We start from the raw sequence: 13,016 nt of genomic DNA, 5'->3' as shown, positions 1-13,016 counted from the left end.
GATGCACCCATGACTTTCAACCTGCGATGACCCATGGCTGACTCTGCTTTCTTTTGCCCCCTATCCCACGAAGGCGTCCTGGCTGTACGCGGCGCTGACGCTGCCAAGTTCCTCCAGGGACAACTGACCTGCAACCTCAATTACCTCAGTGACACCCAGGCCAGCCTGGGTGCCCGCTGCACCCAAAAAGGGCGCATGCAGTCCAGCTTTCGCATTCTGTTGCAAGGTGATGGTGTGCTGCTGGCGATGGCCAGCGAACTGCTGGAAGCGCAACTGGCAGACCTGAAGAAATACGCTGTTTTCTCCAAATCCAAACTGACCGACGAAAGCGCCGCCTGGGTGCGTTTCGGCCTGGCGGATGCCGACCAGGCACTTGTCAGCCTCGGCCTTGAACTGCCGCCCGAGACCGATAGTGTTGCGCGCACAGACGAGTTGATCGCCATTCGCGTCTCCCCTGGCCGCGCCGAACTCTGGGCGCCAGCGGCAAACGCTGAAACCCTGCACAACCAACTGGCCGCCCTACTGGCCGAAGGCGACCTGAACCAGTGGTTGCTGGGGCAGATCCGCGCCGGTATCGGCCAGGTCATGCCACAGACCCGCGAACTATTCATCCCGCAGATGCTCAACCTGCAGGCCGTCGGCGGCGTCAGTTTCAAGAAAGGCTGCTACACCGGCCAGGAAATCGTCGCCCGCATGCAATACCTGGGCAAACTCAAGCGCCGCCTGTACCGCCTGAGCCTGGACGCCAGCGAATTGCCCGAGCCCGGTACACCGCTGTTTGCCCCGACGCACAACAGCGCCATTGGCGAAGTGGTGATCGCTGCCCGAGTTGACCAAGTGATTGAACTTCTAGCGGTGCTGCAAGCCGAAGCAGCAGATAGTGGCGATGTGCATTTAGGTACCCTGGAAGGGCCGGGGCTGCACCTGCTCGACCTTCCTTACCAACTGGACCGAGATCGCGAGATCCAGCGTTAATCGCCGTACCCTTTTGCAACGCCCTAGAGAGTAGAAATGAACCAACTGGCGGAAAAAGTCCAACAGGCTTTGGTTAAGGCCATCGGTAACGATGACCTGGTTCTGCCAACGTTACCGGAAGTGGCCCTGGAAATTCGTCAGGCCGCCGAAGACCCGGACATCAGCATCAGCCGTTTGAGCAAAGTGATCGGCCGCGATACCGCCCTGTCGGCGCGGCTGATCAAAGTGGTCAATAGCCCGTTGTTGCGGGCGAGCCAGGAAGTCACCGACCTGCACACCGCCATCACGCGCCTGGGCACCAACTACAGCAGCAACCTGGCCATTGGCCTGGTGATGGAGCAAATTTTTCACGCCCGCTCCGAAGTGATCGCGCAAAAAATGCGCGACGTATGGCGCCGTAGCCTGGAAGTGGCAGGTGTCAGCTATGCGCTGTGTCGTAGCCACAGCCAACTCAAGCCTGATCAGGCGGCGCTGGGTGGCCTGGTGCATCAGATTGGCGTGCTGCCGATCCTCACCTATGCCGAAGATCACTATCAACTGCTGTCTGACCCGGTCAGCCTTAATCATGTGATCGAAAGTATTCACCCGCTGCTGGGGGACAAACTGCTACGGGTCTGGGAGTTTCCGGAAATGCTGGTCAAGCTGCCGGGGCAGTACCTGGACCTAGGGCGTGACTCCGAACGCCTGGACTATGTCGACGTGGTGCAAGTGGCAGCGCTGTACTGCCACAAAGGCACCGATCACCCGTTGGCCGCGGTACCGTTGTCGAACTTGCCGGCATTCAAGAAACTTAAGATCAATCCGGACAATCGCACCTTGAATGCCGACCTAGATGACGCGCGGTCGATGTTTTACTGAGAGCGAGCTTGCTCGCGAAGCACTCAAGGGCACCGCGAGCAAGAACCAGGCGCCCCCCTCGCTCCTACAAGGAGTTGAAGCTCACCCGAACCTTCAGTCCCGCCAACTCACCATCATGCAGGCTGATCTGCGCCAGATGGGCCCGGCAGATTTCCCCGACAATCGCCAACCCCAGCCCTGAACCTGCGCCCTGCTGATTGCGCCGGTAAAACCGCTCAAACACCCGATCCCGCTCATCCAGCGGGATACCCGGCCCGTCATCTTCCACTTCCAACACCGCCGGCGCCGTGACCCGTAGGATTACATTGCCGCCCGGTGGTGTGTGAGCCAGGGCGTTGTCCACCAGATTGCTCAGCAACTCATTTAACAAGGTTGGCTCGCCCCGCAACCACACCGGTTCGTCCGCCTCCAATGCCAGGGCAACGCCACGGGCGTGGGCCAGCGGCGCCATGGCCATACCCAACTCACGAGCCAACTGGCTCAAGTCCAGCAACTGCGCGCCACCTTCGGCAATGGCCCGAGCGCCGTTTTCGATACGGGCCAAGGACAACAATTGATTAGCCAGAAGGGTCAGGCGATCAGTGCCTTGAGCGGCGGCTTCCAGGGTAGTACGCCAAGTGGCCGGGTCTTCGGCGCGCAAACCCAGTTCAAGGCGGGCCTTGAGCGCCGCCAACGGGGTGCGCAATTCATGAGCGGCATCGGCAATAAACTGCGCCTGGCGCTCGAACTGCCCGCGCAGGCGTTCGGTGAAATGGTTCAAGGCCCGCACCAGCGGACCCAGTTCGTGCTGTACTTCCACCAGCGGCAGGGGCCGCAAATCATCTGGCTGGCGTTCCTCCACTGCCGTGCGCAACCGCTCCAGCGGACGCAGCGCCGCACTCACCGCAAACCACACCAGCAGCAAGGCACCGATGGCCAGCATCCCCAGGCGCAGCAAGGTGTCGGCCATCAGGCTGCGGGCCATACTGACCCGTGCTTCGTCGGTTTCGGCCACGCGAATTTCCGCCATGCCGTTCATGTTCGGCTCCGACACCGCCTTGAGCAGGCTCACCACCCGCACGTTCTGCCCCTGATAGCGGGCGTTGTAAAAGCGCGCCAGGGCCGGGTAATCATCCGTGCGCAATGTGCCCGGTGGCGGGCCTGGCAGGTTTTCGTAGCCGGAAATCAGCTTCTGATGAATGTCGTTGACCTGGTAGTAAATCCGCCCGGCGCTGTCGTAGGCGAACGTGTCCAGCGCCACATAGGGCACGTCGGCGCTGAGGGTGCCGTCGCGTTGGGACAGCCCGGCAGAAATGGTTCGCGCCGACGCCAGCAAGGTGCGGTCATACGCCGTGTCGGCCGCTTCGCGACCATTCCAGTAAGCGCTCAAGCCGCTGGCCAGCATCAACACCACCAGCAACAACGCCAGGTTCCACAGCAAGCGCCAGCGCAGGCTGCTGGGCTTATGCATCGCGCGCTTCCAGCAAGTACCCCAAGCCACGGAAGGTGACGATAGCCACCGGTTGGCCATCGAGTTTCTTGCGCAGGCGGTGGACGTAGATTTCGATGGCGTCCGGGCTGGCCTCTTCATCCAGGCCAAACACCTGGGACGCCAACTGCTCCTTGCTCATGACCCGGCCTGGACGGGCGATCAACGCTTCCAGCACCGCCTGTTCGCGGGAAGTCAGGGTCAGCAGTTCGCCGCCCAAGGTAAAGCGCCGGGTGTCGAGGTCGTAGACCAGCACGCCACAGGCCTGCTGGCGCTCGCCGCCCAATACGCTGCGGCGCAGCAATGCCTTGACACGCGCTTCCAGTTCCGTCAGCTCGAACGGCTTGGCCAGATAATCATCCGCGCCAAGGTTCAAACCATGCACTCGGTCCTTCACGTCACTGCGGGCGGTCAACATCAATACCGGAAGATTCTTTCCACGGGCCCGCAAGCGCGCCAACACCTCAAAACCGTCCATGCGCGGCAGGCCCACATCAAGGATTGCCACCGCGTATTCCTCGCTGCTCAAGGCCAGGTCTGCCGCCACGCCATCGTGCAGTACATCCACCGTCAAACCCGTGCTCTTGAGCGCCTGGGCGACACTTTCAGCTAGCTGCAAATGGTCTTCGACCAGAAGGACACGCATGGATTTTTACCTCATTCAGGGATGGCCGGCGCCACACTTTGCGGAGGAGTTTACAGGCGTCCCCCACGCTGTGAAGCCCGAAAACATTGAAAGGCAGCTGAAAGGTTAGTGAAAGCTTCGCCCATTAGCATCCAGTTACGGTGGGTTACGACTTGCCGAGCTATTTCACCGATAGCGCCCGAAAAACGCCTCGAAGCGTTTTCGCCAAAATAAGAACAATAACGGAGTGCACCAACGATGCTGTCGACACAGCCCCAGGCTTGCCTGCCTGCTCGTTCTTCTCGCCTGCCCCAGACTGTCCTTGCCGGCTTTTCGCCGCTTGCCCAGGCTGCCTTCTTCGAAAACAACAACAGCCGTTTCCTGAGTGGTGCCACCGGCAAGCACTTCGACTTCGATGGCGTGGGCTACGAGCTCACCGCCAGCTACCACTTCCCCCAACTCGACGACGTGTATCGCAAACATTGCCTCAGCCTAGTGGCCTCGCGCGCTGGGTAGTGCCTGGTAATAGACACACCCAATAACAACAATGAAGGAAATCCACATGACCTTATCACTGCACAAATTTGTTTTGGCGGCTGGCTGCATGCTGTTCGCCGGCCAGTTGCTTGCCGCATCTACCGCCGAGCCCAGGCGCCCGGAATGTATTGCTCCGGCGTCCCCAGGCGGTGGCTTTGACCTGACCTGCAAACTGGTGCAAAGCGCGCTGGTCAACGAAAAGCTGCTGAGCAAGCCGATGCGCGTGACCTACATGCCCGGCGGCGTCGGCGCGGTGGCCTACAACGCGGTAGTGGCCCAGCGTCCGGCAGACGCCGGCACCCTGGTGGCCTGGTCCAGCGGTTCGCTGTTGAACCTGGCCCAGGGCAAGTTCGGTCGCTTCGATGAAACCAACGTGCGTTGGCTGGCGGCGGTCGGCACCAGCTACGGCGCCATTGCAGTGAAAAACGATTCGCCCTACAAAAACCTCGACGATCTGGTCCAGGCGCTGAAGAAAGACCCGAGCAAAGTCGTCATCGGTTCCGGCGGCACCGTCGGCAGCCAGGACTGGATGCAAACCGCGCTGATCGCCAAGGCCGCCGGGATCAACCCACGCGACCTGCGTTACGTGGCACTGGAAGGCGGCGGTGAAATTGCCACTGCCCTGCTCGGCGGCCACATTCAGGTGGGCAGCACCGACATCTCCGACTCCATGCCCCACATCTTGAGCGGTGACATGCGCCTGCTGGCGGTGTTCTCCGAGGAGCGTCTGGACGAGCCGGAAATGAAGAACATCCCGACTGCCAAGGAGCAAGGCTACGACATCGTCTGGCCAGTGGTCCGTGGTTTCTACCTCGGGCCAAAAGTCAGCGACGAAGACTACGCCTGGTGGAAAGACGCCTTCGACAAACTGCTGGCTTCCGAAGATTTCGCCAAGCTGCGTGATCAGCGCGAGCTGTTCCCGTTTGCCATGACCGGCCCGGAGCTGGACACCTACGTGAAGAAACAGGTGGCTGACTACAAAGTGCTGGCCAAAGAGTTTGGCCTTATCCAGTAATCGCCCCTTGTTCGCGCGGCCACGCCCTTGTGCATCAAAGGCGTGGCCCAGGAGTTTTCAATGCTCTTACAACGCATTTTTGCTGCAGTGCTATTGCTGGCCTGTGCTGGCCTGGCACTGATGGCTTGGCCATATCAAGCGTCTTTTTCCTACGAACCCGTAGGGCCACGTGCGTTCCCGCTGCTGATGCTCGGGCTGATGAGCCTGGCCCTGATCTACATGCTGATTCGCCCGCAGCCGACCAAACACAGCGACGAAGAACCACCGTTGGATCAAGAAACGCTGATCAAGATCGGAATCTGCGTGGTGCTGTTGCTGGTATTCGCTGGCACCTTCGAATCCTTGGGTTTCATTCTCAGCAGCATATTGATCGGCATTCCGATGGCACGGCTGTATGGCGGTCGCTGGCTGCCCAGCGTGGTGATCATCACCTTGATGAGCGTCGGCCTTTATCTGCTGTTCGATAAAGCCATGGATGTGCCGCTGCCCCTCGGTCTGCTTGACGTTTTGGAGAACTGATATGGATACGCTAGGCTATTTGGGCCAGGGCTTCGGCGTCGCGCTGACCCCCTACAACCTGATAACCGCACTATGCGGTACCTTGATCGGCACCGTGGTCGGCCTGCTGCCGGGCCTGGGCCCGATCAACGGCGTGGCACTGTTGATCCCAATCGCTTTCGCTTTGGGCCTGCCGCCAGAGTCGGCCTTGATCCTGCTGGCAGCCGTGTACCTGGGCTGCGAATACGGCGGCCGGATCAGCTCGATCCTGCTGAACATTCCGGGCGAGGCGTCCACCGTGATGACCACTCTCGACGGCTACCCGATGGCCCGCAAAGGCCTGGCGGGCGTGGCGTTGTCGCTGTCGGCGTGGAGTTCGTTCATCGGTGCGTTTATTGCCACCTGCGGCATGGTGCTGTTCGCCCCATTGCTGGCCAAATGGGCGATCGCCTTCGGCCCGGCGGAATATTTCGTACTGATGGTATTCGCCATTGTCTGCCTGGGCGGCATGGCCGGTGACAAACCGCTGAAAACCTTTGTCGCGGCGCTGATCGGCCTGTTTCTGTCAGCCGTCGGTATCGACGCCAACAGCGGCGTGTACCGTTTTACCGGTGACAACATTCACCTGACTGACGGCATCCAATTCGTGGTGCTGGTGCTGGGCCTGTTCTCCATCAGTGAGATCCTGTTGCTGTTGGAAAAAACCCATCGTGGCCAGGAAGCTGTGAAAGCCACCGGCCGGATGATGTTCAACTTCAAGGAAGCGTCGGCGGTGTTCATGGTGAACATTCGTTGCGGCCTGTTGGGCTTCATCATGGGCGTATTGCCGGGTGCCGGTGCGACATTGGCGTCCGCCGTTGCCTACATGACCGAGAAACGTATCGCTGGTGACAGCGGTACATTCGGCCAGGGTGACAAGCGCGGCCTCGCGGCCCCGGAAACCGCCATCGGTGCGGCGGCGTGCGGCGCCCTGGTACCGATGCTGACCCTTGGCGTCCCCGGTTCCGGTACCACCGCGGTAATGATCGGCGCCCTGTCGCTGTACAACATCACCCCTGGCCCGCTGCTGTTCCAACAGCAACCGGACATCGTCTGGGGCCTGATCGCGTCGTTGTTTATCGCCAACCTCATGCTGGTGATCCTCAACATTCCGATGATCCGCATCTTCACCCGCATCCTTGCAGTACCGAACTGGGCGCTGGTGCCGATAATCGCCATCATCACCGCGATTGGCGTCTACGCCGTTCACGCCACTACCTTCGACCTGTTCCTGATGATCGGTATCGGCATCTTCGGTTACATCCTGCGCAAGCTGGACTTCCCGCTGTCGCCGGTGTTGCTGGGCTTTATTCTCGGCGGCCTGATGGAGCAGAACCTGCGCCGTGCACTGTCGATCTCCAACGGTGAACTGCAAATCCTCTGGTCGAGCCCGATCACCTTTGGCGTCTGGGTGCTGACTGCATTGATGCTGTTGTTCCCGCTGATCCGCATCTGGCGCAAGCGTTCCCTGCAGCGTCGTGCCGTAGCCGATGCCTGAGGCCACCTTTAGACACTGGTGGGGAACACCATTGGTCGGCCTGGCAGGCGGTTACCTTGCCAGCCAGATCGGCTGGCCGCTGCCATGGATGGTCGGCTCGTTGCTGGCGATCATCCTGGTGCGCTGCCTGACGCCGTGGCAATTGGCAGAAATCCCCGGCGGGCGCAAATGCGGCCAATGGGTGGTAGGCATCGGCATCGGCCTGCACTTCACCCCCGTGGTGATCGAGCAGGTGATGAGCCACTTCGGCCTGATCTTCTTTGGCGCGCTGGTCACCAGCCTGTCGAGCATTGTCGGTGTGTGGTTGATGCGCCGTAGCGGTGAAGATCGCGCCACCGCGTTTTTCTCCAGCATGCCCGGCGGCTCCGGTGAGATGGTCAACCTCGGTGCACGCAATGGTGCGGTGCTCAGCCGGGTGGCTGCGGGGCAAAGCTTGCGGGTGTTGGTGGTGGTGCTGTGCGTGCCAGCGGCCTTCAAGTATTTGCTGGGCGAAGGCACCCCACAATTTCATCCGGCAGCCGTCAACTGGGCCTGGCTGGCGCTGCTGTTTCCCTTGGGTGCATTGGTGGCCTGGGGGTGGCAGCGTTTGCGTCAGCCCAATCCGTGGTTGTTCGGGCCGTTGCTGGTCAGTGCCATCGTCAGTATTACCTGGGACCTGCACATCGGCCTGCCCGATGGCGGTAGCCAGATCGGCCAGTGGCTGATCGGCAGTGGCCTGGGCTGCCACTTCAACCGGCAGTTCTTCCGACGTGCACCGGCGTTCATGGGCCGTACCTTGATCGGCACGGCGTTGACCATGGCGATCGCGACCCTGGCGGCGGTGGGTTTAAGTGCCCTGACCCAGTTGGATCTACGCTCGCTGACCCTGGGCATGATGCCCGGCGGTATTGCCGAGATGAGCCTGACAGCAGAAACCCTGCAACTATCGGTACCGTTGGTGACGGCAATGCAGGTAATGCGCCTGTTGTTTGTGTTGTTTCTGGCAGAGCCGTTGTTTCGGCATTGGAACCGGCAGCCGGAAAAAACCTAGAATTTTCCCTTTTTGGCGAGTGGCACTTGTGCCCTCGCCACTTTTTTACCCCCTCACACTGGCGGCAACCGCCACTCAATCGGCGTCTCGCCGTTCTGCTCAAGGAACTTGTTGGTGCGGCTGAAATGCCCGCAGCCAATAAATCCCCGATACGCCGACAACGGCGACGGATGCACCGAGGTCAGCACCAGATGCTTGGTGGCGTCGATCAGCTTCTGCTTGCCTTGGGCATGGGCGCCCCACAACAAAAACACCAGGTGCGGCTGATGCTCGCTGACAATCTCGATCACCCGGTCAGTAAAGAACTGCCAGCCCTTGCCCGCGTGGGCGTTGGCATTGGCCCGTTCAACGGTCATGGTCGTGTTGATCATCAGCACGCCCTGGTCGGCCCAGCTTTGCAAATGGCCGTGGCTGGGGATGTCGATGTTCAGGTCGCGCTTGAGCTCTTTATAGATGTTGACCAGGGACGGTGGCGCCGGCACACCAGGCTGCACCGAGAAGCACAGGCCATGGGCCTGGCCCGGGCCGTGATACGGGTCCTGGCCGAGGATCACCACCTTGACCTTGTCCAGCGGCGTGGAATTGAGCGCGTTGAAAATCATCGGTCCCGGCGGGTAGATTTCCTTGCCAGCAGCGTGTTCCTGGCGCAGGAATTCGCGCAACTGTGTCATGTACGGCTGGTCGAACTCATCGCGCAGGGCCTGTTTCCAGCTCGGTTCGAGTTTGATACGGTCGTCGGAGGTCATGGTTACATCCAGAGAAAACACAATGGGGCGAACCCTAGGAAAGCCCACTCCGCTTGTCAATTGATCTGATGCAGAAGCGGCACTTTCCCATGAAGGGATCATACTCAACGTTCAATTGATGGATTGAGGTCACGATGAACCTGCACTTCGAAGAGCTGACCGGCACCGACGGCGCCCGCATCGCCATCGCCAGCCTGGATGCTGAAAAGTCCCTCAACGCCCTCTCCTTACCCATGATCCTGGCCCTCGGCGAACGTCTGGACACTTGGGCCAAGGACCCGCAAATTGTCTGTGTGCTGCTGCGCGGTAACGGACCCAAGGCGTTTTGCGCAGGTGGCGAAGTGCGAAGCCTGGTGCAGGCATGCCGTGAACATCCCGGTGAAGTACCGCCTCTGGCCGCGCAGTTCTTTGCGGCCGAATACCGCCTCGACTATCGCCTGCATACCTACCCAAAACCGCTGATCTGCTGGGGCCATGGCTATGTGCTCGGCGGTGGCATGGGCCTGCTGCAAAGCGCGTCCGTGCGCATCGTCACCCCGAGCAGCCGCCTGGCGATGCCGGAAATCAGCATCGGTCTGTACCCGGATGTCGGCGCCAGTTGGTTCCTCTCGCGTCTGCCCGGCAAGCTGGGACTGTTCCTGGGCTTGACCGGTGCCCATATGAACGGCCGCGATGCCCTGGACTTGGGTCTCGCCGACCGCTTCCTGCTCGATGAGCAACAGGACGAATTGCTCGACGGCCTGCTGCAACTGAACTGGCAGGAGCAGACGGCGATGCAACTCAACAGCCTGCTCAAGGCCATGGCCCAGGAAGCCGCAAGCCAACTACCCGAGGCGCAATGGTTGCCGCGTCGGTCGCAGATCGACGAATGGCTGGATGTGGGTGACGTGCGCTGCGCATGGCGTGCCCTGAGTCAACTGCGCGAGCACGCAGACCCGCTGTTCAGCCGCGCCGGCAAGACCCTGAGCGACGGCTGCCCGCTGACTGCGCACCTGGTGTGGGAGCAGATCCTGCGCGCCCGGCATCTTTCCCTGGCCCAGGTGTTCCAGATGGAATACACCATGAGCCTCAATTGCTGCCGGCACCCTGAATTCAGCGAAGGGGTGCGGGCCCGGTTGATCGACAAGGATCAGCAGCCGCGCTGGCATTGGCCAGATATCAACGCCATTCCCGAAGCGGTGGTGGAGGCGCACTTTCACAAGGTGTGGGAAGGACGGCATCCGCTGGCGGATTTATCTGACTACTGACAGGTTTACATCGACACAGCGAATCGAGGATTTGCCGTGGGTTGTCAGTGTTTGGGGTTATCGATGATGAACGAACAATTGTCCGGCTGGCTGTCATCGCACAGATAGACCTCTTGATCAAAAGGGCCGGTGGCAAGGCGCCAGTGACTGGTATCGGTCAGCGACATGCTCAAAGGGCCATCAGGTGCCCAGTATCTCAAGGCAACTGAGCGACCACTTCCCGCCGTGTAGATACATTTCTCCAGATAGCCCTGTTTGCGCTCGTGCCCCTCGCTGGGGATAAAGACAGCGCCGGAAAACGTGTCCAGGAAATCCCCGGCCTTCACGCTTGAACCTCTCCAGGGGCTGTCGGTGCCCGTTCCTTGAAAGTAGCCATCACGGTATTTGACCGAAGACGGATAAGGGCAACCTCGCTCCGCAGCCGCGTGGGTAATGGAGGAAAACCCTAGAAAGAGCAAAAAGAGTACGCGGATAGTCATATGCCGTTCCGTTAACCCACGTTGAGTGCGGCAAGACGCAGTGCCTTGGTCCTCAGTGGAGTACAAGCGAGGCATATAAGGTAGCTGTGAAATATGACAGTGGCGACAGGCGGTCACCCACAAAAAAACGGCGCATTACGCGCCGTTTTAAGGAAAGTCTGATTAACGGTGCCCGCCGCGCCCCCCGCCATGATTCGAACCACGACCGTCTCCCCGGCCACGGCCGCCGTTGCCCCAGTGATCCCCACCGCCCCGATTGGGGTACGGCCGGTAGCCAGCCCTCGGCCCTGCCGGGTAGTAATGGGGCGCAGGCTGGTAATAACGCGGCGCCGGGTAGTAACGCGGCGGCGGTGCAGAGTAGTCGCGCCGGTACTGATAGGACGGGCCGCCGCCGTAGTAATAGACGGGCGCCGGCGAGGTATAAACTTCCGAGCGGTAGTAACTGCGACCTCCTCCATCGTAATAGGGCGCGCAAGCAGAAAGGGTCAAACCGAGCAAAGCGATAAGGAGCAGTCGACGATACATGGCGGCCTCCTGGACCGCGGAAGAGCACACACCAGCGACGCTGGGGAGCGACAATCAGCTTTCACCGAATGACGAAATATCTGACATCAAAAAGCGAATCTGGTGCGATCCGGACATAGATTGATACATCTAACGATCACTTCATTGCAGTGCAACCTCACGCCCTGCCTCTTGCGTGCAGGAGTCATCACAGGTTCGCGGCACCGCTAGGCGAAGACACACCCTAGCAGGCTAACCAACACAGCATCGACAGCTATATCGCCGGCAATCTCTGGTAGGTGCAATTGGCGGCGGGCAACGGGTAGTGGTACTGGAGCGTGACTGACCAGCCTGGGTAGCTTGCAAAGGTTCGGCGCTGTATCGTGCAAGGTACACCGGATTCCGCCGGGACTTATCCGCTACAGCCTGAACCGACCGATGACCATTCCAATACTTTGCCCGGCCTGCGGCGCCCGCAACGATTGCGCCCTGGCCGACCCGCGTACCGCCGACCAAGCGTGCTGGTGCTACAGCGTCAGTATCGACCCAGCGGTGCTTGAAGCGCTGCCCGATGAGCTGCGCAACAAGGCCTGCCTCTGCCCGCGTTGTGCCCAGGTCGACGAACAGTTGCGTGAGGCCGAGCAGCCGTAATGCGTGTCGACCGTTTCCTCAGCAGCCTGCCCCGCTTCAATCGCCAACAGGTGCGCCTGCTGCTGGTAGAACGGCGGATTAAAGTCGATGGACAAGTAGTCAGCGATCCCCATCACGACGTGCGCGAGTTCAGCCGCGTGGAGTGCGACGATGACATCCTCCAGGCGGGTAAACCGGCGCGCTACTTCATGTTGCACAAACCGCCGGGCTGCGTCAGCGCCACGTCGGACCCGCAACACTCCACCGTGCTCGACTTGCTGGATGAACCGGACATAGGCGAGTTGCACATCGCCGGTCGCCTGGACTTCAACACCACAGGCCTCCTGCTGATCACCAACGATGGCCAGTGGTCGCGGCGCCTCACCCAGCCGCAAACCAAACTGCCCAAGGTCTACTACGTCGAGACCGAACAGGAGATTGGCCCGCAATATGCGACAACCTTTAGGGCCGGCCTGTACTTCGCCTTCGAAGACCTCACCACCCAACCGGCGGATTTGGTGATATTGAGCCCCAGAAGTGCGCGCCTGAGCATCATTGAGGGGCGTTATCACCAGGTCAAGCGCATGTTCGGGCACTTCGACAACAAGGTGACGCGCCTGCACCGCGAATGCATGGGGCCGCTGGTATTGGATGAAAACCTCGCCCCAGGCCAGTATCGGCCGCTGACGGACGACGAAATAAAGCAGGTCTGATGACCGTTCAGCCGCTGATGGCAAAAACCCATGCCCTCAACTTGCGACATGGCCCCTATCCTGCTTGAATCAAAACGCCAGCCGCAATCTGACTGGCTAGTCACCCAAACCTCCAAGAAACACTTTGCCCGCCCGCACGGCTTGATCTGCGGGC

At 60.5% G+C, this 13,016-nt stretch carries 14 protein-coding genes and 1 pseudogene; 10 read left to right on the top strand and 5 right to left on the bottom strand.

Annotated elements, in window-relative coordinates:
- Positions 1 to 33 precede the first annotated feature (33 nt).
- Both ygfZ and ACZRJ6_RS12400 read left to right on the top strand, forming a co-directional pair.
- Positions 34 to 975, top strand: coding sequence for a CAF17-like 4Fe-4S cluster assembly/insertion protein YgfZ (ygfZ, locus tag ACZRJ6_RS12405; RefSeq protein ID WP_463968338.1), 942 nt, complete (start codon positions 34 to 36; stop codon positions 973 to 975).
- 36 nt (positions 976 to 1,011) lie between these two features.
- Positions 1,012 to 1,833, top strand: a complete 822-nt coding sequence (locus ACZRJ6_RS12400) for an HDOD domain-containing protein (protein WP_463968337.1) — start codon at positions 1,012 to 1,014, stop codon at positions 1,831 to 1,833.
- Between the two features lie 64 nt (positions 1,834 to 1,897).
- Here the strand turns inward: ACZRJ6_RS12400 and ACZRJ6_RS12395 are convergent, their stop codons facing one another.
- Together ACZRJ6_RS12395 and ACZRJ6_RS12390 are read right to left on the bottom strand one after the other, a co-directional pair.
- Positions 1,898 to 3,283 carry a sensor histidine kinase gene (locus ACZRJ6_RS12395; RefSeq protein WP_463968336.1) on the bottom strand — a complete coding sequence of 462 codons (1,386 nt, stop codon included), beginning with the start codon at positions 3,281 to 3,283 and terminating at the stop codon, positions 1,898 to 1,900.
- Complete coding sequence (locus ACZRJ6_RS12390; RefSeq protein WP_133099271.1) at positions 3,276 to 3,947, bottom strand: response regulator; 672 nt, start codon at positions 3,945 to 3,947, stop codon at positions 3,276 to 3,278. The genes ACZRJ6_RS12395 and ACZRJ6_RS12390 overlap by 8 nt, the downstream gene beginning before the upstream one ends.
- 237 nt (positions 3,948 to 4,184) lie before the next feature.
- Between ACZRJ6_RS12390 and ACZRJ6_RS12385 the strand changes: the two are divergent.
- The 5 genes and pseudogenes from ACZRJ6_RS12385 to ACZRJ6_RS12365 form a co-directional block, all read left to right on the top strand.
- Positions 4,185 to 4,433 (top strand): annotated as a pseudogene (locus ACZRJ6_RS12385) (hypothetical protein); the annotation flags it as partial.
- A 49-nt stretch (positions 4,434 to 4,482) separates the two neighbouring features.
- Complete coding sequence (locus ACZRJ6_RS12380) at positions 4,483 to 5,478, top strand: Bug family tripartite tricarboxylate transporter substrate binding protein (RefSeq protein WP_371923915.1); 996 nt, start codon at positions 4,483 to 4,485, stop codon at positions 5,476 to 5,478.
- A 60-nt stretch (positions 5,479 to 5,538) separates the two neighbouring features.
- A complete protein-coding gene (locus ACZRJ6_RS12375; protein ID WP_463968335.1) occupies positions 5,539 to 5,997 on the top strand; it encodes a tripartite tricarboxylate transporter TctB family protein in 459 nt (152 codons plus the stop codon).
- Between the two features lies 1 nt (position 5,998).
- The gene (locus tag ACZRJ6_RS12370; protein WP_463968334.1) at positions 5,999 to 7,513 is read left to right on the top strand and encodes a tripartite tricarboxylate transporter permease; all 1,515 of its coding nucleotides are present in this window, start codon (positions 5,999 to 6,001) and stop codon (positions 7,511 to 7,513) included.
- The gene (locus ACZRJ6_RS12365) at positions 7,506 to 8,543 is read left to right on the top strand and encodes an AbrB family transcriptional regulator (RefSeq protein ID WP_463968333.1); all 1,038 of its coding nucleotides are present in this window, start codon (positions 7,506 to 7,508) and stop codon (positions 8,541 to 8,543) included. The genes ACZRJ6_RS12370 and ACZRJ6_RS12365 overlap by 8 nt, the downstream gene beginning before the upstream one ends.
- 53 nt (positions 8,544 to 8,596) lie before the next feature.
- Here ACZRJ6_RS12365 and ung read toward each other — a convergent pair whose 3' ends face one another.
- Positions 8,597 to 9,289, bottom strand: coding sequence for a uracil-DNA glycosylase (ung, locus tag ACZRJ6_RS12360; RefSeq protein WP_133099277.1), 693 nt, complete (start codon positions 9,287 to 9,289; stop codon positions 8,597 to 8,599).
- A 134-nt stretch (positions 9,290 to 9,423) separates the two neighbouring features.
- On the opposite strand from ung, the gene ACZRJ6_RS12355 reads away from it, so the two are divergent.
- A complete protein-coding gene (locus ACZRJ6_RS12355) occupies positions 9,424 to 10,536 on the top strand; it encodes an enoyl-CoA hydratase/isomerase family protein (protein WP_463968332.1) in 1,113 nt (370 codons plus the stop codon).
- Positions 10,537 to 10,580: 44 nt separating this feature from the next.
- Here ACZRJ6_RS12355 and ACZRJ6_RS12350 read toward each other — a convergent pair whose 3' ends face one another.
- Together ACZRJ6_RS12350 and ACZRJ6_RS12345 are read right to left on the bottom strand one after the other, a co-directional pair.
- Entirely contained in the window at positions 10,581 to 11,015 is a 435-nt protein-coding gene (locus tag ACZRJ6_RS12350; protein WP_463968331.1) for a DUF3757 domain-containing protein, read from the bottom strand.
- Between the two features lie 162 nt (positions 11,016 to 11,177).
- Positions 11,178 to 11,540: a hypothetical protein gene (locus ACZRJ6_RS12345; RefSeq protein ID WP_463968330.1), complete on the bottom strand. Its 363-nt coding sequence runs from the start codon at positions 11,538 to 11,540 to the stop codon at positions 11,178 to 11,180.
- Between the two features lie 417 nt (positions 11,541 to 11,957).
- Here ACZRJ6_RS12345 and ACZRJ6_RS12340 point away from each other — a divergent pair, with 417 nt between their 5' ends.
- Positions 11,958 to 12,170, top strand: coding sequence for a cysteine-rich CWC family protein (locus tag ACZRJ6_RS12340; RefSeq protein ID WP_149414311.1), 213 nt, complete (start codon positions 11,958 to 11,960; stop codon positions 12,168 to 12,170).
- Entirely contained in the window at positions 12,170 to 12,862 is a 693-nt protein-coding gene (locus ACZRJ6_RS12335) for a 16S rRNA pseudouridine(516) synthase (RefSeq protein WP_463968329.1), read from the top strand. The genes ACZRJ6_RS12340 and ACZRJ6_RS12335 overlap by 1 nt, the downstream gene beginning before the upstream one ends.
- Positions 12,863 to 13,016 lie beyond the last annotated feature (154 nt).

Source organism: Pseudomonas sp. C321, from assembly GCF_055407105.1.
The sequence above is the reverse complement of the archived record's forward strand: the minus strand, read 5'-3'. Positions and strand labels throughout refer to the sequence as shown.